Annotated in this window: 20 protein-coding genes; 3 read left to right on the plus strand and 17 right to left on the minus strand. The window is 48.5% G+C overall.

Translation table 11 applies throughout. From position 1 onward, the window contains the following. The first annotated feature begins 72 nt into the window (after positions 1–72). Positions 73–1,263: an enoyl-ACP reductase FabV gene (fabV, locus tag AC3WQ3_RS07320; protein WP_336780322.1), complete on the plus strand. Its 1,191-nt coding sequence runs from the start codon at positions 73–75 to the stop codon at positions 1,261–1,263. Positions 1,264–1,422: 159 nt separating this feature from the next. Here the strand turns inward: fabV and AC3WQ3_RS07325 are convergent, their stop codons facing one another. From AC3WQ3_RS07325 to AC3WQ3_RS07335, 3 genes are all read right to left on the minus strand, one after another. Beyond that, complete coding sequence (locus AC3WQ3_RS07325) at positions 1,423–2,670, minus strand: DNA glycosylase AlkZ-like family protein (protein ID WP_336780321.1); 1,248 nt, start codon at positions 2,668–2,670, stop codon at positions 1,423–1,425. Positions 2,671–2,794: 124 nt separating this feature from the next. Then, complete coding sequence (gene brfA / locus AC3WQ3_RS07330) at positions 2,795–3,028, minus strand: ribosome rescue factor BrfA (protein ID WP_336780320.1); 234 nt, start codon at positions 3,026–3,028, stop codon at positions 2,795–2,797. Positions 3,029–3,163: 135 nt separating this feature from the next. Then, positions 3,164–3,760, minus strand: coding sequence for a restriction endonuclease (locus AC3WQ3_RS07335; protein ID WP_336780319.1), 597 nt, complete (start codon positions 3,758–3,760; stop codon positions 3,164–3,166). 259 nt (positions 3,761–4,019) lie between these two features. Between AC3WQ3_RS07335 and AC3WQ3_RS07340 the strand changes: the two genes are divergently transcribed. Beyond that, positions 4,020–5,291 carry a hypothetical protein gene (locus AC3WQ3_RS07340; protein ID WP_492471880.1) on the plus strand — a complete coding sequence of 424 codons (1,272 nt, stop codon included), beginning with the start codon at positions 4,020–4,022 and terminating at the stop codon, positions 5,289–5,291. Positions 5,292–5,371: 80 nt separating this feature from the next. Here the strand turns inward: AC3WQ3_RS07340 and msrA are convergent, their stop codons facing one another. The 6 genes from msrA to AC3WQ3_RS07370 all read right to left on the minus strand — a co-directional run bounded on the left by msrA (position 5,372) and on the right by AC3WQ3_RS07370 (position 11,377). Then, a complete protein-coding gene (gene msrA, locus AC3WQ3_RS07345) occupies positions 5,372–5,887 on the minus strand; it encodes a peptide-methionine (S)-S-oxide reductase MsrA (protein ID WP_127538686.1) in 516 nt (171 codons plus the stop codon). 204 nt (positions 5,888–6,091) lie between these two features. Continuing rightward, on the minus strand, positions 6,092–6,349 hold the full coding sequence (locus AC3WQ3_RS07350) for a GlsB/YeaQ/YmgE family stress response membrane protein (RefSeq protein WP_095289572.1): 258 nt from the start codon (positions 6,347–6,349) through the stop codon (positions 6,092–6,094). A 284-nt stretch (positions 6,350–6,633) separates the two neighbouring features. Next, a complete protein-coding gene (locus tag AC3WQ3_RS07355; protein WP_492471881.1) occupies positions 6,634–7,938 on the minus strand; it encodes an AAA family ATPase in 1,305 nt (434 codons plus the stop codon). Then, positions 7,938–9,401, minus strand: coding sequence for an RtcB family protein (locus tag AC3WQ3_RS07360; RefSeq protein ID WP_492471882.1), 1,464 nt, complete (start codon positions 9,399–9,401; stop codon positions 7,938–7,940). Before AC3WQ3_RS07360 ends, AC3WQ3_RS07355 begins: the two co-directional genes overlap by 1 nt. A 548-nt stretch (positions 9,402–9,949) precedes the next feature. After that, positions 9,950–10,768, minus strand: a complete 819-nt coding sequence (locus AC3WQ3_RS07365) for a TerC family protein (protein WP_127538683.1) — start codon at positions 10,766–10,768, stop codon at positions 9,950–9,952. A gap of 294 nt (positions 10,769–11,062) precedes the next feature. Beyond that, the gene (locus AC3WQ3_RS07370) at positions 11,063–11,377 is read right to left on the minus strand and encodes a DUF3817 domain-containing protein (RefSeq protein ID WP_492471883.1); all 315 of its coding nucleotides are present in this window, start codon (positions 11,375–11,377) and stop codon (positions 11,063–11,065) included. Between the two features lie 161 nt (positions 11,378–11,538). Between AC3WQ3_RS07370 and AC3WQ3_RS07375 the strand changes: the two genes are divergently transcribed. After that, a complete protein-coding gene (locus AC3WQ3_RS07375; protein WP_336780313.1) occupies positions 11,539–12,633 on the plus strand; it encodes a glycosyltransferase family 4 protein in 1,095 nt (364 codons plus the stop codon). A 54-nt stretch (positions 12,634–12,687) separates the two neighbouring features. Here the strand turns inward: AC3WQ3_RS07375 and AC3WQ3_RS07380 are convergent, their stop codons facing one another. The 8 genes from AC3WQ3_RS07380 to AC3WQ3_RS07415 form a co-directional block, all read right to left on the minus strand. Further along, complete coding sequence (locus AC3WQ3_RS07380) at positions 12,688–13,050, minus strand: DNA-binding protein (RefSeq protein ID WP_336780312.1); 363 nt, start codon at positions 13,048–13,050, stop codon at positions 12,688–12,690. A 57-nt stretch (positions 13,051–13,107) separates the two neighbouring features. Continuing rightward, positions 13,108–14,073 carry a helix-turn-helix transcriptional regulator gene (locus tag AC3WQ3_RS07385; RefSeq protein ID WP_127538679.1) on the minus strand — a complete coding sequence of 322 codons (966 nt, stop codon included), beginning with the start codon at positions 14,071–14,073 and terminating at the stop codon, positions 13,108–13,110. Between the two features lie 272 nt (positions 14,074–14,345). After that, positions 14,346–14,864 (minus strand): hypothetical protein, encoded by a 519-nt coding sequence (locus tag AC3WQ3_RS07390; protein ID WP_492471884.1) that lies wholly within the window; start codon positions 14,862–14,864, stop codon positions 14,346–14,348. Between the two features lie 175 nt (positions 14,865–15,039). Next, positions 15,040–15,675: a 50S ribosomal protein L25 gene (locus tag AC3WQ3_RS07395; protein WP_127538677.1), complete on the minus strand. Its 636-nt coding sequence runs from the start codon at positions 15,673–15,675 to the stop codon at positions 15,040–15,042. A gap of 285 nt (positions 15,676–15,960) precedes the next feature. Continuing rightward, positions 15,961–18,837, minus strand: coding sequence for a type I pullulanase (gene pulA / locus AC3WQ3_RS07400; protein ID WP_492471885.1), 2,877 nt, complete (start codon positions 18,835–18,837; stop codon positions 15,961–15,963). 291 nt (positions 18,838–19,128) lie between these two features. Then, positions 19,129–21,198 (minus strand): type I pullulanase, encoded by a 2,070-nt coding sequence (gene pulA, locus AC3WQ3_RS07405; RefSeq protein WP_492471886.1) that lies wholly within the window; start codon positions 21,196–21,198, stop codon positions 19,129–19,131. Between the two features lie 172 nt (positions 21,199–21,370). Next, positions 21,371–22,882: an extracellular solute-binding protein gene (locus AC3WQ3_RS07410; RefSeq protein ID WP_492471887.1), complete on the minus strand. Its 1,512-nt coding sequence runs from the start codon at positions 22,880–22,882 to the stop codon at positions 21,371–21,373. A 96-nt stretch (positions 22,883–22,978) separates the two neighbouring features. Further along, positions 22,979–24,082, minus strand: a complete 1,104-nt coding sequence (locus AC3WQ3_RS07415) for a glycoside hydrolase family 88/105 protein (protein WP_492471888.1) — start codon at positions 24,080–24,082, stop codon at positions 22,979–22,981. Positions 24,083–24,085 lie beyond the last annotated feature (3 nt).

Here is a 24,085-nt window from a genome sequence, read left to right on the forward strand (position 1 = left end):
ATAAGGAGGTATGCAATGGAGAATATGGACTAACTATTAACACATGAGTTGATAATGAAAGGATGCCAATGAATGATTATTAAACCAAGAACGCGTGGTTTTATTTGTACGACTTCCCATCCTGTAGGTTGTGCCGCACAGGTGCAAGAACAGATTGAATACGTGAAATCCCAGCCGGCGCTGAAAGGGCCACGTAATGTGCTCGTTATCGGTGCTTCTACCGGATACGGACTCGCATCACGTATTGTCTCCGCGTTTGGCGCAGGAGCGAACACCATCGGTATTTACCGCCCAAGCAGCTCAACGGACAAGCGTACCGCTTCGGCAGGATGGTACAATTCGGCTGCATTTGAGAAGGCCGCGGAAGAAGCAGGCCTGAAATCCTACAGCATCACCGGGGATGCATTTGCTAACGAAACGAGAGAAAGAGCAGTTGAGCTGATCCGCAGCGAATTCGGCCAAGTTGACCTTGTGGTCTACAGTGTGGCATCCGCACGGCGCACCGATCCGAACACCGGAGAAGTTTCCAACTCCGTGCTGAAACCGATTGGACAATCGTATACGAACAAAACGGTCAATTTCCATACGGGCGAAATCACTTCCGTTACCCTGGAGGCTGCAACTGAAGAAGAGATTCGTCAAACGGTAACGGTAATGGGCGGCGAAGACTGGGAACTGTGGATGGATGCACTGCAGCAAGGCGGCGTGCTGGCTGACGACGCAACGACGATTGCATTTTCCTATATCGGTCCTGAACTGACACAGGCCATCTATCGTGAAGGCTCCATTGGCCAAGCGAAGGATCATCTGGAGGCGACGGCACACAAGCTGAATGATCGCATGAGTGCCACGGGTGGACGTGCATATGTGACTGTAGCGAAAGCTCTTGTCACCCAGTCCAGTTCCGCGATTCCAGTTGTACCGCTGTACATCTCTGCCTTGTACAAAGTCATGAAGGAAAAAGGACTGCACGAAGGCTGTATCGAGCAATTGCAGCGTCTGTTTGCTGATCGCCTGTATGCCGGAGGAGACGTTCCAACAGACGAACAAGGACGCATTCGTATTGACGATTGGGAGATGAGAGAGGATGTTCAGGACGAAGTGGCGAAGCTCTGGAATGAGCTGACCACAGACAACATCTACGATCTGTCGGATCTCGAAGGGTACCGTCGCGAGTTCTTCCAGCTGTTCGGTTTTGAGACCGATGGCGTGGACTACGAAGCTGACGTGGATCCCAATGTGGAAGTACCGCATCTGCGCTAATCGCTATTAAGAGATAACACAGTGCGGGTGCGTACATCAAACGAAATGATATAAACGTAAAGGAGAGCCCCTAGGCTCTCCTTTTGTTATGTTCAGATTTATTGAGTGAGTGAATGATTTATCTTCTTCAATCTCATGTACCCTTCATGCATCAGAGGATCAGAGGGACTTCAATCCCTTTTTTAGTGCTGCAGGCACTGTCTTTTCCACCTTGATGGACTGTGCTCCATGCATGATTGCGAAGAAGGCGAGTCCATCCCGAAAATCGGACATCCATTCTTCCACGGGGGGAGCGCTCTCCTCCATGGATAACAAACGGACCGTGAGTGTTCCCGTTTTACGATCCAGTCTGGGATCCATCCGCCCGATCAGCCGATCCCCGTGAAGAATGGGCATGGCGTAATAGCCATACGTCCGTTTCGCTTCAGGCGTGTAAATCTCCCACTTATAATGAAAATCAAACAAATCCACAATCCGTTCCCTTCTCCAGAGCAGGTTATCCAATGGGGGTAAGAAACGAACCGGACCTGATGCCTCATAATGTGTCTCATCCTGCTGCATTCTCAGCAGCAGCTCTTCATCCTCTGTCCGGATGTAGTAGGGTGTCACGACCCCCTCAATCTCCAGGGGAATCATTCGTCCATCCGCCACACGTGCAGCCATCTGGGCACGCCGCTCTGCTGCGGACCATTTCAGCCATCCGAGTCTGGCATCACGGGTATCCACTACCCGATAGGCATGGATGTATTTATCCAGAAGTGCCTGCTGTTGTATATGCGTCTCCTGTTCTACACGAAGGCCAGGCCTCTGTTGATAAAGATTCGGTTCAGTGATCTGGAAGTATCGTTCATTGCCCTGCCTTGCAACGACCCGGATGGCGGCAGTATCCAGCAGCAGGTTCAGTGCAAGACTTGTGTCCTTGGTCTTCGGTGCATCCGGACGATCCCAATAACCACTGACTCGTTCAACCGCACGAAATGCTTTGGAGGGCAGCGGTCCTTCCTCAGCAAGACGCTGCAGGACATGCTGTACAGTTATCTCCAGACGCTGCAGGGATGGATTAAGCCGTTCCCTTAATCTTGCGCGCACAGGTTCGAAGTACGCGTAGTCCTCCATCGGAATGACACAGGCGGCATTGGCAAAATACTCGAATACCTTGTGCTCACGAAGCAATGTATGTAAATATGCAGGTTCGTATCCCGGATCGCGGGCACCCAGAACTAAATGCTGATTGCCAATCACTGCTGCAACCGGATCAATCTGCACGCAGCCTAACGTACGAATCAGACGCATAACCTGATCCGGTCCGGACGATCCCGATTCTGCTGGCCAGCGTTCCAGCAGCAATTGTGTATGCAGCAAAAAGCGCCGAACAGCAGCCTTTGTCGTACGCAGGGGTGTAGTCATGATGGATCATTCGTCCTTTCTCACAGGATTCATGGTTCGCATTTACGATTTTTACAGTTTGTCCTATTTTTCCATTTTATCAGTCTTTAATGAAGCAATCCAACCAAAGTATTAAGTAAAACATTCATGAAGCTCCCTTGCCGCACGTCCCGTAGACAAAATAAAAAGAAGCACCACCATCCTGGATGATCCGCTTCTTGTGTTTGACCTTTTGCAGTTTTTCTTGTTTGGTTGGCATGAGTCGAACATGTTGGGATAATGCACCATAATTTTCGTTTACTCTTCGGCTCTGTTCGGGACAATATTGTCCTGAGCGCTCTGCTCTGCGTAATGCTTTTTGTGTTTGGGTACGTGCCATAATGGATATACACTCTCCTTTGGTTGAATACACTCAATATATCATGTGCAGGCATGCAAGTGAAGGTGAACCCTGCCTAATTTCCTCGTAAAAAGGCCCTATCGGGCCTGATAAATGCATTTCTAATATAGAACTCTAGCGTGTAGTTCGTTTTCGTCTCGATTGCCACGTTTCTACCGGTTCCTGATCATCTTCTTCAATGAGCTCCATCGCTTCTTCCACTCTTCTCGACTTGAACAGAACAATCAGATCCATTAGATCTTCCCGGTCCAGCAGCTTCACACCGTTGACCGCAGCCAGAGTCCGGCAGGCTTCCGTGTACCTCGCTGAAGTCAGAACGATTGAGCGGTCTGCTTCATAATAACGCATCGAGGTGTAAATCTCCTGCACGGCACTCAAACCAACCGGATGATTCGCTCCATATCGTTTGGCCTGAATCACATTCCGTCTGCCCAGCCGGTCTGTAAACACAAGATCCGCGCCGAAGTCACGGCTGCTGGTCGTCTTGTGAACTTCTTCGTAACCGAGCTGTTGAAACAAATGAAAGAGATACAACTCAAACTCCGAACCATCTTCCATTTTGTCGATGTCCTTAATTGAAATCTTGCGTGGGTTGGCTTCACTGCGTATACGCTGTCCCCGCCGGATGATTCGCCGAATTACCAAGGCTAGCAGCAGCAATACAGCGATCGATCCAATGACCCAAGGGGTTACGTTGTCATTCCAATTCATGTCTGTTCTCCTTGTACATTCCTCTGTCTGAATCCGTGCCTAGGTTAGAATTAACCATCATTACCGCACTTAATATAACAAACTTCTACCTGGTTCGGAAGAAGATGAATTCCCTGTAACCGTTATACTTCATCAAACATAGATAATAGGATACATCACGGATAAAAGGTTACAGTCTCTCAGGTTGAATTCCAACTGGATTAAATGGTAGAATTCAACAATCGGTTCTATTTTGAACCGAAGAAAGGTGGTTTATAACTTGCTTACATTAAACAAACGCAATACCAAAACTCTGGCAGCCCTTCTACTCAGCGGCGTGCTCCTCTTCAGTATGAATACAACGGGTTATGCCGCAGTACAGAGTGAGCCGCTTCCCAAACCTGCTTGGACTTCGCCTTCACTGATGCAATCCCAGGTCAACACGGAGAAAGACGTTCTGGTCAAGGAGATCAACGCTGTCCCTGCCAAAAACCTGGTATACGTACATTCCTCCCAGCCTGTGACCAAAACAAGTAGTGCCACAACGCTGGCCTGGCAGCTGGATACACTTCAAGCCCTGGATGCAACAACCGGCAAAGTGAAATGGAATTATATTTTTCATGAGAAAAGCGGGCCGTATACGACCTATTCCGATTCAATATACACCAGTTACGGCACAGCCTATGTATATATGGAATATTCGGATGGAACCAAGAAAGTATACTCATTTAACACATCCGGTAAAACGAATTGGGTCAGAACGGTAAATGCTCCTTCCGATCTGTATCTTCTCGATGACGAAACCTTGCTAGTCGCTTCCAGTCAAGGTGCACAGTCCAACGGTTCGGTTCGAACCGCTATCTCGCTTTATGACAAGAAGGGCAAGCTGATTACCGAAAAGACGGTTAATGGTGCTGTGCTCCAGGCAGGCAGTGACCGCATTGTGGTAGATGCCAGCAAACGAATCAAAGTCGGTAGTTACTGGCAGCCTGCAGCGAATCCCAAAGTGGAGATCTATGATCGTTCGCTCACTCGCCTGTCCTTCTATCAATTCCCGAGCAATGCAAACACGCAGGGAGACGGCGGTGGTGAGTCACTTGCCATACTGAACGATGGCTCCGTCATCATGCGTGCCAACTTTGAGAACACGGGCAACAAACTCATGGGCTTCGGAGAAGATGGCAAGCTCGCTTGGGGACGCAGCATTCCAGGTAATGCCTTCATTCAGACAGTAGGCGACGGATATACCCTGTTTACAGGTTCCAAGCTGGAGCTGTACAATATGAAAGGCAAAGTAACAGAGCGCACGTTCAAGGATCAACAGCCTGTGCTGATGCAAGTGAAGCGGACACAGGGTGGACAGTATCAACTTGATTTTGCCAAAACAGGTTATATTGTGGACCCCAAAACCCTGGAAGACGTGCATGTGTACACAGCCAGTGCTTCGGTTCCTTCTATTATAAGTCCTTCAACGTATGTCAATGGTGTCCTCTACACCATTCAGGATGATACACTATCCAAACATGTGCTTAAGTCCATGTCCACAAAATAATTCATCAGCCTTGATTAAAAAAAGCCGGTTCGACTCCAAAAGGAGCCTGCCCGGCTTTTGCTATACGATCTTCCATTGTCTTACTTCCAATTTGCTTCAATAAATTCATCCCGTCCGGATTGGGCACGGTCTTCCTTGTAATGCTTTTCATTTTTCTTGTGGTAATCCTGATGGTAGTCCTCAGCCGGGTAGAACACAACCGCATCCCGGATTTCTGTCACAATGGGCTGGTTAAATCGTCCACTTGCGGCCAGTTCCTGCTTGGACTGCTCTGCCAGTTCGCGCTGTCGCTCATTGTGTACAAAAATCGCTGTACGATACTGGGTTCCGCGATCCTGGAACTGACCCCCATCATCGGTTGGGTCAATCTGCGGCCAGTAAAGCTCCAGCAGTCGCTCATAGGGAAACAGTTCCGGATCGAATGTGATTTCAACCACCTCAACGTGCCCGGTTTCCCCTGTTTTGACCTGCTCATATGTGGGATGTTCAACGTGACCGCCTGTATACCCGGATACAATCCCGTGAATGCCTGGCTGTTCTTCAAAAGGTGTAACCATACACCAGAAACATCCCCCGGCAAATGTCGCTTTCTCCATTGTCTCTCTCTCCTTCGTGCACTCATCTATTATTAGGAAACCTTGCTAGTCAGCCAAACCAAGGTTTCGTTATGAACCGCTGCCTATATATCTTAAAACAAAAAGAGGTTGATGGAAAGCCATCCATATGGCTTCTCATCAACCTCTTCATTATAAACGGGAAACATCATTTATTTCCCATGGATTCGTAGTGCAATAACGTCGTTACCCGCGACTACGACCCATTGAACGGAAGATCAAGCTTACGATTGCTACAAGTACGATGGCACCAATTAATGCCGGTACGATGTAGAATCCGCCCATTTCTGGACCCATCTCTCCGAAGATCACGCCGCCTAACCAACCACCGATGAAACCAGCGATAATGTTACCGATAACACCACCTGGGATGTCACGACCAACGATCAGACCTGCCAACCATCCAATAATACCACCGATAATTAATGACCATAACCAACCCATACTACTCACCTCAATTAAAAGTTTTTGTTGTTGTCTGTCTACTATTAACCGCTACAGAAGCATTTAAACAACTGAATTAAAAATTGTTGTATATTACCTTTTATTCATATGCTTCATATTCGCACGACGAGCCCATCTCAGCAAGGAAACAACTCATTTTTGCTTTCCGTTCAACCTTCAACAGCTTCAACGGCTTAATTGTACCTCCCGAAGGTCATTGTATGTGGGAGCAGACAACCGTAGTATATCCAATTGAGATGTATAATATTTGGCGGTGTATGGTATTAATAAAAACCGGCTCGTCCTTTTCCAGGCTGAGTCAGCCAGTTATGCTTATGGCTCTTGTCCAGCTCTCCCCGCATGGACTGAATAACTTGTACAATGTCCGTCTGGCCATTCTGATGCCATTCAAGTGCAGCACTGACATATAACTCACCGAGCTGTGCAAGGGAGAATGTATCTGTGAGCCGAGCCGCTTCCTGCGTTCCTTCTTCGCCGGCAAAGACCGGAAATCCCCGCTGCTGCAAGTACTGCAGTCGCAGTGCTTCATCTGGCAGCGGAATTTCATAAGCCCGATCAAACCGTCCGGCACGGTTCATGAGACCTGGATCTATTTTCTCCGGATAATTCGTTGTGCCGATTAGAAAAATGCCTTCTTTGGATGTTGCTCCGTCCAGTGTATTGAGAAAGAAGGAGCGCACTTCGTCCGGCATCGAATCAATATCTTCAATGATCAGCACCATGGGAGCCAGGCGTTTGGCTGCCTCAAATACTTCCCGAACGGACTCACTGTTGGTATACTCGGTAATTTGCCAGTATGCAGCTGGACCCGGAATGCTGCCCGCAATGGATTTGACCAAGGTTGTTTTCCCGTTGCCCGGATGACCATACAGCAGAATCCCCCGCTTATAGGGAATATCATATTCCCGGTAGAAGGAACGATCCGCTTCGAAGAACTGATCCAACGAGCGGAAAATATCCTGCTTAATTTGAGGAGAAAGAACCACATCGTCTCTTCCCACCGAGCGGGTGATGGATTCGACATGGCGTTCACTGCCATTGCGGGCATCGGTATACACCGTAACCTTTTTCATATTTTGCTGACGCTCCCGTTCACGCACACTGCCCAGAAACTGCTTGAGTTCTTCCTCACCTACCGCGAATACAAAGTCCTCATTGTAGATGCCATTATCCCGGAAAAAGGGAATACGTACGAGTGCAACCCCCCATTTGGGATATGCAAACACGTTGTTCCGAATGGAATAATGCACGCCATATGTAGGCACATCACCATCATCTTCATAATGCAGGGTACGGAGCTCCAGATCCTCAAAAATACGGGCAACCAGCTCCACTTCGTTACTATCGCTTAACAAATCCTCCTTCAGCAGCTCCCAGTATTCGTTATTCGGATCATCACTGGCAAACAGTTCATAACGAACCCCGTACTTGCTGCTTAGTGCTTCAATAATGCCTCGGATCAGACGTGCATATGTCGCATAGCCCTGGATTCGGATCTGGTCGTCCTGTGTTTGGTCGTAAGCATAGATAGCTCGGGTGTGATTTACTTTTTCATTTGGTATGATCATTATTTCGCTCCTTTCACAGCTGCAAGCGGTTTGCATTTGGCTACAACCTGAGCCAGGCCTGCACCGGTAACACTATCAATAATTTCATCGACATTTTTATATGCCTGTGGCGATTCATCTATAATCGATTCGAGTGATCGCTGATTCACCACAATTTCATCTTCCGTACCCACGCCGAGTGCTGATGCAAAATCTTCTACCGTAACCAGACGCTTGGTTGCGGTACGTGAGCGAATGCGCCCTGCACCGTGGCAGATCGAATAATAGTTATCTTCGCCCTGCGGCTGACCTACCATGATATACGAAGCTGTCCCCATCGATCCTGGAATAAGCGCAGGATGGCCTGTAGCCATATAAGGTTTCGGATTATCCGGGTGCCCGGCAGGCAGTGCACGCGTTGCCCCTTTGCGATGAACGAATACGCTGCCTTCTTTCGCATGAGATTCCTCCCAGGCATAGTTGTGCATCAGATCATACAATGTTCGGAATTCACATTTGGGTCCGAATACTTCCCGGAATGCCTCCCGAATAGCGAAAGCGATCAGATGCCGGTTAACCACAGCATAATTCAAAGCGGAATACATCATGTTGACGTAATGACGGCCTTCGGCGTGTTCCAACGGAGCAAAAACCAGTCTCGGATCCGATGTACCAAGCCCGTTTCGCTGCATCACTTTGGCAATGGCAGACGAGCTGGTCTGGCTCACATATCCGCCCCAGGCACGGGAACCTGAATGAATCATGACGACAATTTGACCATCAACCAATCCCCAGGCTTCCGCGATCTCACGATTTTCCTCTGCGATTTCAATAGACTGGATTTCGGCAAAATGATTGCCCCCGCCCAAGGTGCCCAGCTGGCGGTGTGCACGATGCCATGTCATATCCGGAACAAGATTGAGCACTTCCTCATCGTAGGCAAATTTGCTGCTTTCCACATGGGTAATGGATGTCGACTTCTTCGGCGTGTAACTGTCCGGAATATATTTTTTCGGCAAGCCGTGCAAGCCTTTGCGAACAATGTGTTCGAGCCTTATATCCGAGAAATGCCCACGCTGACTTGCCTCCATAGGCAATACCTTTTCAATGGCCTTGACCAGCTTGCGGCGCAATTTTACATCTTTCAGATCATCCCTGTGCAGATTGGTCATATGCACCCGCATCCCGCAGCCGATATCACTACCAACGATGGATGGAGAAACGTAACCCGTCTTTGCATCCCATACAGCCGTAGTGCCGATGCAGGTTCCTACACCTACATGAACATCCGGGGTATAACTCATATAGGAAATGCCAGGAATTTGCAGATTGTTGTTAGCCATTTCAAACACTTTATAGTCCAAAGAGGAAAACAATTGCTGTGCGGCATATACCGTCAAGTCTCCTGCTGGCAATTTCACTTCATGCCGATATCCGCCAGGAAATTCGTTTTGACTTGTAAATAAATTAGGTTCTGTATTCATAAATGGTGATTTTTCCTTCCTGTTTTTCATCTTTAGTTGTTTATCTAAATAAGGAATGTTTGTATCGCATGGTTCATGTCCGCTTCAGTCGATACAACCAAAAAAGAAGCCATGGACGCTTCGCCCATGACTTCTTCATGACAATAACAGAGAACAGAACGGCATAAAAATGCAATACCTCTGTTCTCCATCGCTATATAAGCCGAGATTGACATATCTATGCCTGCATAATGAACAGTGAAAAGATATGCCGATTCTCCTATGTCGCCCGTAAGAGGCCAAAGAGACGATGAGCTGAATATGCAATTGTATCTACGCGACTTGGTGTCTGTGTTAATCGAACATCATAACCAACCATCATGTCTTTCGGCCTCCCTTCGTAAATGATAAGTCTTATATTAATAGGACTCGTTTCGATATGTCAACCCTTTTCTTGGAAAATAAACCGTTTGGCATGAATATGCATATACTAAAAAAATCAGGGGTCTGTATCCATACAGCCCCTGATTTTTACGACAACATATGTTGTTTGTGTTAAGCTTATACGCTTAGTTTCCTGCTTGTTTTTCCAACTCTTCAACCGGATTTTCATCCTCTTTGGCTGGTACTTTGGAAGACAGGAACCACCCGCATACCGCAATGGTAATCAATACGATATAGAATCCGAATTTCCAAATTTTATTTTCCGGGAAATGTTCATCCAGAACACCGAGCGAAGGATGGGCCAGCGTAATGACTGCCAGCTTAACCCCTACCCAACCAACGATAACGAAGGCTGCCACTTCAAGTCCCGGACGGGAATGAAGCAATTTAACGAAGAAGGAAGCTGCAAAACGCATTATGACGAGACCAATAAATCCTCCCAGGAAGATGACGATAAATTGTCCACCGTCCAACCCGCCAATTGGAGGCAATCCACTTGGTGGCAACGCCACAGCCAGTGCTACGGCTGCAAGAATGGAGTCAACCGCAAAAGCGATATCCGCTACCTCAACCTTGAAAACCGTCATCCAGAAACCGGATTGTTTCTTGGCTTTCTTCGGTGCATCATCGGCTGCTTCGTCTGTCTTGTTTCGGCTGCCCATAACTTTCTTGGCAATGTGGTTAATCGAGATGTAGAGAAGATACAGCGCTCCGATCGCCTGAACCTGCCACACATCGACGAGGAACGAGATCAGGAACAAGGAACCTAACCTGAAGATGAAGGCTCCGAGCAAACCGTAGAATAGCGCCTTTTTGCGCTTCTCATCCGGTAAATGCTTAACCATAATCGCAAGCACCAAAGCATTATCTGCTGCCAGCAATCCTTCCAGGACTACTAGGACGATTAGTACCCATCCATACTCCAATAATAATGACAAATCCAAATTTGACTCCTCCTTAGTATCCTTATGATGTACAAAAAAAGGACCTTTACCATCGCTGGTAAAGATCCTTTTTTATCCATAAAAAGAGACCTTTACCCAGCATGAAAACTTGGTAAAGGTCTCGCTAACAACAAATTGCTGCCAATAAAGCCGGGGATGTAATCCCGAATTGACGACTTTACTGTGAAAGCTACTCCCCTTTAACATCAGGAATATGCAGTTTTAGTTGGTGCATTTCTTACGGTTCAAATAACCTGTTCTCATCATATTCACAACGCTGCACAAAGTCAAGCTTTATTTAACAATACGTTGACCCTGATCCATTTTGCGAAAAACAAAAAAGTCATAAATGAAATTGCCCAGAGGGATAAACGATATGAAAAATAAAGCGATCGGACGGCGTAAACGCCACTTTTGCGTCGTATACAGACTAACCATAAACAACATATACATCAAAAACAGAAAACCGTACAAATTACCAAACCATGTAACCGATTGAGGCAAAATCCCTGCATTTTTCAAGGGGAATGCAACAAACAGCAATAATACATATGAAAGTCCCTGCAGCCACAGCAGTAATCGGAAGCGGCCCAGTGTTGAATGTAACATCATGTTCCTCCTGTTTCTATCCACCTAAAGAGTAATCTGCAACCTGTTCATTATATCACAAGTACCTATTTCTTCGGTACTGCCGAGGCGCCAAACGCTTCGTAAAAGCATAAGATGTGACGAAGATTCGATACTCGTATGGGACAAGGAGGAGCCACCCAATGAAAATAGCAATGGTCGCACCGGAGAAACTACCTGTGCCTGGAAACGGTTCAGTTGAAATAAGCATTCTGGGTATCGCTCGCGAACTTGCACTGCGTCATGAAGTGACAATTATTAGCCGCGAAATGCCTGGTCTTCCAGCCAAAGAGCAGCTTGAAGGCATTACGATCCGCCGTGTTCCTTCCAGTAGTCCTGATCGATATATTCAGGCCGTTATCCGGCTGTTAAAGGACAGTTCATTTGATCTGATCCAGGTGGATAATAGGCCACGCTGCTTGGCCCGAATCAAACGAAGCCTGCCTGACACCCCTGCAATCCTGTTCCTTCACTCCCTGACCTTCGCTCAGCCTGGACCATCAAGATTAGCGTTGTTACGACAAGCCGACTGCATCGCTGTCAACAGTTTGTCCCTCAGAGACAGATTAGGACGCAGGTTCCCTTCGGTGAAACATCTGATGAATGTTATCCCTCTGGGTGCCGATCTGACCCGCTTCGTTCCAGCGCTAAACGGCGGAACAAACTCCACGCCGTCAGAGCGTTCACAACCCTTTTCTGTGCTGTATGTCGGCAGACTGATTCCAGGCAAAGGTGTGGACATTCTGATTCGCGCAGTAGCACTTGTGCAGCAGAAGGTTGATGTACAGCTGATCATTGCAGGCAAGGGGCCGCAGGTCTATGTGCGCAAGCTGCGTCTGCTAGCCCGAAAACTCGGGATTCGTTCATCTTTTCTCGGACAGATTGCCCATGAACAGATACACCATTTGTACCGGGCCGCTGACTGCCTGGTCTGCCCGTCTCAAATGCACGAAGCCTTCGGGTTAGTTAACGTTGAAGCCATGGCTTCCGGTCTGCCTGTGATCGCTTCAGACAATGGTGGCATTCGAGAAATTATTGAGTCCGGCAGCAGCGGTTATCTGGTTTCTCCATATGACAAACCTCAGCCATTTGCTGCTTGCCTTCTGAAGCTTGCCCGGGATCCAAAGCTAGCCGAATCTCTTGGCAAGGCTGGGCGAGCAATTGCCGTGAACCAGTTTGGCTGGGCCCGAACGGCCATGCATCTCGAAGCAGCTTATACAAGACTTATCCGCCAATGAGCTAAATTGAACAGAAGTCATAACAAAGCTGCCCCCATTGCTGCGAGGGACGGATTAAGCTTTTTCCCGTGACTGCCAGCTTGTGATCCATGACTCCATTTGGGGGATGGGGACATGTACCATTTCAATGAGCTCAACAATAATCATATCTTTCATGGCAAACCGGACCTTCGCACAGGTCTGCTGGTGAAAGACATCATAAAATCCAGAGCCTGCCCAGCAACCGTGAGGAACAAAGACTGGGTCGTTCACGATATATCCCACGGTACCTATTGGTGGAATAACAACCTTGATCGCCTGATGATCTGTACGATTATTGGGATCCTTAACCAAAAATACGGTATCATCTACATTTAATGCCTGGATACCATGATAATGCTCCATTCGATCCATGGCTGCAAATAAGTTGCTGCTCATAACATGTTCTTCTCCTTTTCCTTCATTCCAAGTTTCAAGTTAAAATAACCAATCAAATTATTCATCTCCCTCATAGTGCTTCAACCAATGAGTCAGTTGTTTGCGAATCTCTGTTCGAAATTCTCGGGGCTCAAGAACCTCCGCTTGAGGGCCAAATTGATATAACCACATCAGGAACTCACGACTGCTGTTTAGTGTGACTTCGAATAACAATCCACCATCTGGCAGATCCGTCATCCGCGGACGAACAAACATTTCTTCTTCTTTTATGTAAGGTGCCATTTTTTCAGTAAATCTCACCTTGAAATGAATATGTTCGTCCCCTCGATCAACAGACCACGTATTTTTCATATACTGCGCTATGTTGAAATCCGCTTTGTCAAAGTGGGTACCTGTCTGATTCACGTCCAGAAAACGGCTCATGCGAAACAATCGCACCTTCTGCACCAGATGGCAATACCCGACGAGATAAAAGCGCTGATCACGTGGAATAAGATAGTAGGGATCAATGTCACGGACCGTAATATCATTATTGGTCAGTGTACGATACCGGGTACGTATGGTTTCCTGATTAAGAATAGCTTCAATAATCGGGATAAGCAGATTGGGGTCTTTTCCTTCCTCCCGGTATGCAGGCGTTCCCATGCGTATGATACCTGCAATGTTCTCCACGATATCACTGTTTCTTGATTTTAGCTTGGTATGGACTGACATCACTTTGTCAAAAGCCGCATCGAATTCAGCCGGCAATTGGGAAGTATCCAGGACAGACGGAAGCATGGAGAAGACCATAGCCTCCTGCTCCGTAAAATCGAGTGGATACAAGGCGAAATTCCCAATAAACCGATAACCCTTGCCGTAGCCTTCGTTCATGATAGGGGCAACCCTGTCCAAAATCCGGAGATCGCGATAGATCGTGCGCACAGTTGTATCACATTTCGCAGCCAATTCCTTGGCTGAGATTCCGGGATACGCTTGTATAGCCTGAAGTATACGCAGCAGACGAATTAATTTCTCTGTCATGTAGTTTCTCCCCTTCGATATTTTATCGGCAAGGAAAACTAGTTCCTTTAGTACATCTATAAATCTTTAGTCCCATTCATTATTTCGCAAATTCACTAATTATGTATAGTTCTATTGCACTTTTTCTCATTTATTAATATACATTTTCTGACTATATTGCGCAAAATATTAGATACAAGCCCTTATACCTAAGTCTCGAAGCCTATTTAACAATTCTAATAAAATGACAAAAAAGCTCCGTCTCGTGGGAAGAGACAGAGCTTTACGGATGATTAATTATGCAGCTGTACTAATTTTTTCAACACGTTCACCAAATGTTCACACAATTCCGGAATATCTTCCATTTGGTCTTCATTCACATTTCGATCGAAATACACATGACTTGAAACGTTATACCTGATGGGTTCCTCTCCATACACAAAATGAATGTTCTGTACCAAGCGCTGATCTGGCCAGCTCACTTGTATGATGGAGCGAATTGAGGGACATAGCCTGTCTGGCTCAGGAATCTCCTGGCTAAATCGAAGTTCAAGCCGACATCCAGGCTGGCTGCCGGGTGACTCCAATATTTCGGCCGCCAGCGCTTCCAGAGAGCTTCGGAGTATAATCTCCGCTTTGACCTCAGAATGCTCCCTTAGAACGAACTGCAGCACAAACTCTCTGGACATACTCGCCATCTCCAGAATGTCTTTCCGGTTGGATATGTGAATGATCTCATCGAGATTGTCGAGATCATACAGATAGTTCTCAAAACCGACCTTGAGATTGTCGTACACAGTTGGATCAAACATGAAATTGCCTACTTTCCTAAGAACTTATACTGACCTGTTTGCAAATATGACCTTGATCCGCTTCGGATCGGTGTATCCTTGTATCTATTATAACCATCTCTACGATCGCAAAAAAAGCCCGGTCATGATGACCGGGCCTCGTCTGGGGTAGGGGAGCAGAACTCCCACGCCCCTATTATTCGTCTGCTGCCTTCTCTTCCTCTGCAGCCACAGGTTCTGCCTCATCAGCAGAAGCTGTTGGCTCTTCCTCAGCTGCTTGTGGTGGCATAACGGATGCGATAATGGAATCGGGTGACGTAATAAGTGTCAAGCCCTTATCCAGTTTAACATCTTCAGCTGTCAGGCGATCACCAATGTCCAGCCCGCTGACATCCACCTCAATGGAAGTCGGCAGGTCGGCTGGAAGTCCTTCCACTTCCAATTCGGTTTCCTGCGTTTGGAACACACCACCGGCTTTGGAGCCAGCAGCCGTACCTTGGAAATCAATCGGCACACTTACGCTGATCGGTTTATTTTTGGATATTTGCAAGAAGTCCACGTGCAGCAGACGTCCATTGCGCTCCTGCTGATCCTTAATCAGCACAGGAACGGTTTTGCCACCCTCCAGATTGAGGTTGAACATCTCGGAACGACCTGTACGAGCGACCTTGAGCATTTCTTTTTCATCCACATGTATGGAGGCCCCTTCGAACTCAGGACCATAAACGACAGCCGGAACACGTCCGCCTTGTCTTAACAGGCGCAATGCCGCACCTTTCTTTTCAGTTCGTGGAGTTGCAGTAAGTTGAGCCATTTTTCCGTTGGATTTCATGATTGAACATCCTCCTTCAAGGGATCCCTACTTTGTATTGGTGTTGGGAAGCATTCGGCTTCTCTCATAGACCAAATGGGTCTTCTTTTTCTTTGGCCAAATCTCGGGCCATATCTATATATACCCCAATGAACGGGCTTCTCAAACATTGGCTTGTACAATTCATCCCCTTTTCACACCAAAATCCAATCTCTGCGTACCAAAAAAAGACAGCCGGAAATACCCTCCGACTGCCTGCTGCTTCTAGGTTTATCTACAGCTACTATACGCATCTAAAAAAAGGATTCAAGCACTGGTACGGTTATCCTCTTCATCACTCTCGCGTATAACCTGCATTTGGTCTGTACCGCTCTGCACAACAATCTGCACATTCCCGTCTTCTGGCACAATATCTACATATCGGTCTCCACAGGTATCCTTGGCCTGCCACTCATTCAGCCGAATAATCAGCCCCAGATGATGCAGGCCTGGAGCTACACGAATACGGGCCTCTGCGGCATTCCCCACCCGTTCAAGGGGTACCGCTCCATCTGCCATTCCTGTGCCCCATACCCAAACATCCCATCCCTCGTACTGTTGATCCTCCCGTTCATAACGAAGCGTAACGAGACGAGAGACGTGCTTGTGGACTTTGATTGTCGCCGTAGACTGTATGCTGCCAGCCATGGCTGTAATTTGCGCTGTCCCTGGGGATAAGGCACGAACGATTCCAGCTGTACTGACCGTTGCAATATCCGAATTCGACGAATGCCAGCGTATGCCGGTCCCTTGAAGCGGCTGCCCAAATTGATCCAGCACCAATGCACGGAAGCGACTGATTCGTGTCGTATACAGAACGGTTTCACCGACAAGCTCAATTCGTTCGGCATGGCGATGATCCACCTGCAAGAGGCTTGTAGCAAAGATATGACCACATTCAACCGTTATCGCTGCTTCACCTTTCTCTTTCGCATGAATCGTACCATCCGGATCGATCTGAATCAGCTGCGGCTCCGAAGAACGCCACAGGACTTTGCAATTCTCTACTACATTACCGAGGCGGTCACGCACAATCGCCCGCAGCCCCGCTGTCTCACCTGGACTATACACCTGACGTGGAGCATTAATCTCAATTGTAGCCGGTTCCGTTCCGCCAACATGTTCGATATCATACAGTACCATTAACGACCAGCGCTCTATAGGAGCAATGCCGCTAACCGTCCCAATCGAGTCTGTACCTGCCTGATGATCGTTAACGACCACATGCCAGTCACCTTCCGGCAAATGTATCTGCTGCTGGTACGCTGTTGCATTATAGGCCACAATAATTCGATTCCAGGTGTCCTGATTGGCCCCATCCTGCAGCATGAATAGGACGACATTACCGTCAGCACGTAGAATGCGAAGGTGATTCCGGATCTGGTCTGCGCTGATCATGCGAAAGGCAGGATGAGTACGGCGCAGATGTATTAAACCCCGGTAATAGTCAAAGACAGGTCTGAAACGGGATTTGTTCGCCCACGGAATGGCGTTAACCGCATCGCCGCTGCGGTAACTGTTGTGATCTCCCGCTTTTGATCTCAGGATCTCATCCCCTGCATGCAGAAAAGGTATCCCCTGAGAGGTTAGCAATATTCCAGAGGCTAGCAGCGAGCGGCGAACCATCTCATGGTTAAGCACATCATCAGCATCCACATACCGATAGGGATCTGCTGCCTTTACCGCCGATTCTGCACTCCCTCCCCCCACCGGTTGCCCGTCTCTCCATGCTGGAAAACCCAATTCATGTCGGAGATTCATCGTGGTTGCGATTTTGTCCCACAGGTTCAGGTTGTCATGGGCCGTGACATAATTGACGGTCTCCACAGGTGACGATGTAAAGTCATCGATAGCTCCGGAAATCCCCTTAAGCAGCTCATGCTCGAGGCCATCTGCTCCGGTTACATACCCTTTCCCGCTGCCATCACTGTCCCCTTTGATCGCACTGCGAAAATGATCATTGAATACAGCAAATCCCTGACCCCGCTGGGTACCTTTCAGGGTTTTGCGATCCAGTGGTGAATCTCCACCTGTCCACGGCTCCCCGTAAATTAGCATGGCTGGATCAATCTGCTCACGCAATTCACGGGTCAATTCGTTCATTGTATCGGTGTCAATCAGGCCCATGAGATCGAAACGGAAACCATCCACATGATATTCCTCAGCCCAGTACAGGAGAGAGTCTAGAATATATTTTCGCACCATTGGGCGCTCTGTAGCCAGTTCATTGCCTACACCCGATCCATTACTCAGTGTGCCGTCTGCCCGATAGCGGTAAAAATAACCGGGTACAATCCGTTCAAATGGACCTTCGTCCACACCATACGTATGATTGTAGACCACATCAAGCACAACACGTATACCCTGGCGATGCAGAGACTGCACCAAGGCTTTGAACTCACGAATTCGCACGGCCGGATCCCGCGGATCCGTAGCATAGGAGCCCTCCGGGACGTTATAATGCTGTGGATCATAACCCCAGTTATAGGGTGCTCTGAACGTTATGCCTTCTTCAGCCGATTCCAGTTCATTCACCGTCTGATAATCCGCCACAGGCAGAAGATGCACATGGGTAACCCCGAGTTCGGCAAGATGATCCACACCGATACGATGACCTGCCCTGTCGGTCAGTCCGGAAGCCGTGAAGGCTAGAAATTTCCCTTTATACGGAATGTCGGCATGGGGATCGGAGGAGAAATCACGCACATGCAATTCATAAATGACGGCGTCCACAGGCCGCTGAAAAACAGGCTTCACGTCCAGCTCCCAATCCGGTGGATGCGTTGTATCGAGATCAATAATGGCCGTCCGCTGCCCATTGGGCGACACGGCGCGGGCATAAGGATCCACCACTACTTCTGTGCGTTGATCATCGTGTGTAATGCGATACATGTAATAAAATCCTGCCCAATCGCCTGCCAGCTTCACGCTCCATATGCCATCTTCATCACGAGTCATGTCACTTGCCTGCCCGCCATCATGTTCCGTTACCCATCCACTTGCATTGTAGCTGCCCTCATTTTCAAAAACCAATATAGAAACCTGCTGGGCCGTTGGAGCCCACAGCTTGAATGTACTGGAAGCACGAGTATATGTTAAGCCAAGATCGTTGCCTTCGTAACGAAAAGATGTCCATTCCGGCATCGTTCCCACCGCCTTTATATCCATTGATTTCGTGTTGTCCCGATGGTACGGAGCGGGACGTCATTTGTCAACCCGGGGTTGTCTGTACTCAACATATCGGTTGAACAGAGGCTTTCATGAAGTCACTCGCTGGATATTGGTCTAACCCTTGCAGCAATCGCTTTCAAAATACAGCATATGTAAACAAGCGCCGCAGATTGACAGCATTTGTACCTGTCTGATCAAAAAACAAAATAAAGCACCCTTCTCTCCGTAGCGGAAAAGGGTACTTTACTACAGTACGCAAAAAATTTAATTATTGGCATACATGACCATCAGGGATATCGCCGGTACACTGACCTGCCCATCGTTGATGGTACGCAGTGGTTCAAGACCTGCTTGTCCCTGCTCTACAACAATATTCCACATTCCGGAAGGAATAGGGAGGATTCGGCTTTCCTTTGCCGCGTTATAGATCACGATAATTCGATCCCAGGAATCGCCGGCAGCCGTGCCTGATAGCTCATACGCAAGCAGGCTTTTATCTTTTTTTAACAGAGATACATGTTGATTAATGTCGTTCCGAGTTCTCAACCGGAAGGCTGCATGTTCAAGGCGAAGACGAATCAGTCCGCGGTAGTAATCGAATACCGGCTTGAACCGCTGCTTTTGTTCCCAACGAATCGCATTGACGGCATCACCACTCTCGTGACTGTTGGCATCGCCATATTTACTGCGCAAAAACTCATCTCCCGCCGCAAGCAGGGGAATTCCTTGGGATGTGAGCACAATGCCATTCGCAAGCAAGCAGCGCCGAACCGTTTCATTCTCCAGCACATGATTCGGATCAATCTGCATATACGGATTCGCATGCTGTACTGCCTGCTCCACACTGTCATATCCTCGAATGTGTCCCTTATCATCATAGGAGATAAACCCAAGCTGATCTTCCAGTCCTTGTGTATGCACAACCTTGTCCCACAGATTTAGATTATCGTGAACTGTTACGTAATTCACCGTCTCGGATGGACTGGCCGTAAAATCGGTAATCGCTCCCCTTACACCCGTCCAGATATCCTCTTCCTTTCCCTCCGCACCTGTCGCGAATCCTTTCTCTGCTCCATCACTGTCCCCTTTGATCGCTCCACGATAATTATCGTTGAATACGGCTAGTCCGTCTCTTTTCTGATCTCCTTTGAGGGTCATTCGCTCCCCTAGTGGGGAGTCCATTGCCGCCCATGGCTCACCGTACAGTAGGATGGATGGAGATACATGTTCATGCAGTTCCTCGGCAAGTTCCCTCATGGTTGCCGTATCAATCAACCCCATTAGGTCAAACCGGAACCCGTCAATATGGTATTCCTCTGCCCAGTAACGCACCGATTCCAGGATAAACTTGCGTACCATGGGGCGTTCTGTGGCTACCTCATTCCCAGTCCCGGATCCGTTGCTGTATGTGCCATCCTCATTCTGACGATAGTAATACCCCGGTACCAGCTTCTCAAACGAACTGCCTTTCGTATTAAACGTGTGGTTATACACCACATCCATAATCACTCCAATCCCTCTCTGATGAAGTGCCAGCACCAAAGCCTTGAGCTCGCGGATGCGTGTACCAGGCTCATCTGCACGTGTCGCATAAGAGCCTTCGGGAACGTTGTAATGCAGCGGATCATACCCCCAATTATAGCTGGAATCCTCGGAATCACCATAAGCACTGTCTCCAGCCTTGGATTCGTCCACGGTGGCAAAATCAAACACGGGCAGCAGGTGCACATGGGTAATCCCAAGCTCGGCCAAATGATCAATCCCCAGTGTATTGCCTTCGGAATCGCACAGTCCAGTTTCCGTAAAAGCCAGATACTTGCCTTTGTTCACCATGCCTGATGAAGGGTGAATTGAAAAATCCCGCACATGCAGCTCGTACAATACGGCATCCACTGGACTCTTCAGCTCTGGACGAACATCCTGGCTCCATCCTTGGGGATCTGTCTCTTCCAGCCTGATAATAACTCCCATTTCACCATTCATGGTAACTGCCCTTGCATAAGGATCCACCGCTATCTCCTGTCGTCCTCCCTTGAAGGTGGCCCGGTACATATATCGATAACCATTCCATTCTCCATCCAGCTTCAACAACCAGATGCCGTGCTGCTGTCTTTCCATTAGGAATTCCTTTGGCTCGGCACGTTGTTCCCCGGTTCCTCCCTGTCCTCCTGGAAGCTCGGTAGTGGATGCCGGGTAGAGCAGCACGTCCATCTGAACGGCATCTGGTGACCAAACTTTGAATTGGCAGGATTGAGGGCCTATCGTAATCCCCAGATCTTTTCCTTCGTATGTATCATTTGCAATTATTTCTTGCTTATCATGTTCTTCAATCATGATGTCTTTCCCCTCTCGGTGAGTATAAATGGATGTGAAAAGAATGCTCCTTTCTTTTTATACCCTTTCTGCTGCCCAACCATAATCCTGTGAAAGAAAAAGAAGCCATGCTTCACGTTCGTTCACGTAAAACACAGCTTCCTTCGGGCACACGTATACTCTGCGCTTTGCTTTATTTCCCGTTCAGTTCGGCATAGGATGCCTCCAGTTCAGAGATCAGCTGATCTCCCCCGGCTTTTCGCCAGTTAGCCACTTCCTGCTCCCAGCCTGCATCGTCCATCTTGCCCATAATGTACTTGGTCTGTGCATCCCAGATCATCTGATCCAGTTCCTGACCCCGCTCGGTGTAGATGGCCGATGACAGTGTCAGCGCAGGATTCGGAATGGCATACTGCTCATTCTCGCGAGCCATCTTGGTGCCCTTCATGCCAATCGGAACATCAACCAATTCAGCCACGTTGTATCCTTCAACACTTAACAAATTGTCACGGTACGGCTTCACTTCGCGTTGATAAGCGTCAAAATCCTTGAGTTCGGTTTTACCATCCGCTGTCTTGGTGTAATGCACATCGAGCAGCCCGCGCAGCTGCAGCGTGCTCAGCTCTTCATCCATCAGCTGATCGAGGAAGGTGAGCACTTTCTTCAATTGTTCCTCATCCGGGACGGCAGCCTTCGGGATCACCAGCATGCCATAGTTCCCCGGTTCCCCTGCGATGCGTATACCATCTGTTCCCTGGAACGGAGCTACATCGATCACCCCATCCGGAGCGTTAGGCGTCAGCCGCTGCTGGGATGACTTGCCGTTCTGAGCCACGCCGTTCAGCTTCATCCCGACCAGGCCAGAGTCCATTTTTTTATCCGCATCGGAAGGATCGAGAGCAGGGAAATCACTGTTGATCAGCCCTTCGCTAAACAGCCTCTTGAACAGCTTCATCGTGTCCACATATTCAGTAGTCAGGAATTCCGGAGTCAGTTTGCCCGCATCATCCACCCCCCACTTGTTCACACCACCGATACTCACAGCAATCCGGGTCAGCGGAGAAGACACGCCTTCGTTATACTTCTTGAAGAGCAGCGCACCATACGTATCTTCCTTGCCATTCCCGTCGGGATCATCCTTGCGCATGGAACGCATCACTTCATACCAGTCATCCAGCGTCTTCGGCACATCCAGCTTCAACTTGTCAAACCAATCCTTGCGGTATACAATGGCCGTTCGTCCGATATCGCGGAAGTTGGGAATGCCGTAAATTTTGCCCTCAATCTTGATATTGTTAAAATAGGCCTCGGATTGGGCAGACAGATTTTTATAATCCTTCAGGTAGGGCCCCAGCTCCCAGAACAGTCCCGTTTTGGCTGCATTGAACGTGGTCGGCACGTAATTTACGCGCATAATGGTCGGCATCTCTCCGGAAGCAACCATGACGTTCACCTTGTCATCAAAAGCCGACTGCGGAATCCACTGAACATTGACATCCGTATTCGTATACTCCTCAATCTTTTGCTCCACCCCATTTTCCTTCGCGGGCACATCGCCTACCTGCATCAACGAGATGGAAATGGGAAACTTGCCTTCCCCGGCCGCTGGAGCTTTTTCTCCTCCACAACCTGCAAGCAGTCCGGCGGACATTGCACCAATGACAACAAATCCGCCTATACGGGACACCCGACCTTTTGCACTCATGAACCATCTCTCCCTTTTGTATTATCGTTATTACCAGCAATAGGCTCGCCTGAATGAAGGCGCTATCATAATTCTGTCTGAAGAAAAGAACCAGCGTTAAGCCAGTTCCATCTCCACACCTGCCAGAATAAACGGGGCAACCGATTTCGGATCATTGATTCGGATCGACTCGGTTACATAATATTCGTACGACCCATCACGATACGGACTTCCCCCAAGACCTGCACCACCATTGCACTGGGTCAGCGACAGTACACCTTCACGGTCCGTTTGCAGCAAGTGCTGCAGCAGCCCCTGGTATCCTTTATCTGCGACCTCCTTGAACTTGCCGCTCAGGTAACCTTTACGCACACCTTTGGCCAGCGCGTATACAAACATGGATGTACCCGACGCTTCGAGATAATTGCGCTCACGTCCCGGCTGATCCAGCAGATGAGGCCAGAGCCCTGTCTGTTGATCCTGTACATGCACAAGTGCATTCGCCACGCGTTCGAATATGCCGACAATCTGGCCGCGCTGTTCATGATCTACTGGCAGATGATCCAGTGTATCCACCACGGCCATTACGTACCAACCCATGGCCCGGCTCCAGACATGGGGAGAACAGCCGGTTTCGCCCGAACTCCAGCGCTGCTCCCTGCTTTCATCCCAGGCATGATACAGCAAACCGCTGCGCGGATCACGGGTATGCTTCTCCACCAGCAGCAGCTGCAGAGCCGCCCGGTCAAACCACTTTTCCTCGCCCATTACTGCCCCATACTGCGTGAGAAACGGAGTCGCCATATACAACCCATCCAGCCACATCTGAAAAGGATAGATCTTCTTGTGCCAGAAACCACCTTCACTCGTGCGTGGCTGCCCTTTGAGCTGAACCATGAGCAGGTCTGCTGCCTTGCGATATTTCGCTTCACCTGTTTGGTCCATTAGGAAGAATAAGGATTTCCCCTGATTAATCTGGTCCAGATTGTACTCCTCAACGTTATACGAGCGTATCGTGCCATCCTCCTGAATAAAGTGATCCATCAGCTCCCGGATGTAGTCGTAATACTTTGCTTCCCCCGTACGATGATACAGTTCTTCCAGCGCCTTCAGCAGGCAGCCGTTCTCATAGTGCCAGGTGGGGTACAGCTGATGATTGCGGTAACTTTCCATGAATTGATCGGCCATTCGTACCGGTGTGAACTGCAAGGTTTCCTTCATCGA

The organism is Paenibacillus sp. FW104-T2 (assembly GCF_058789975.1).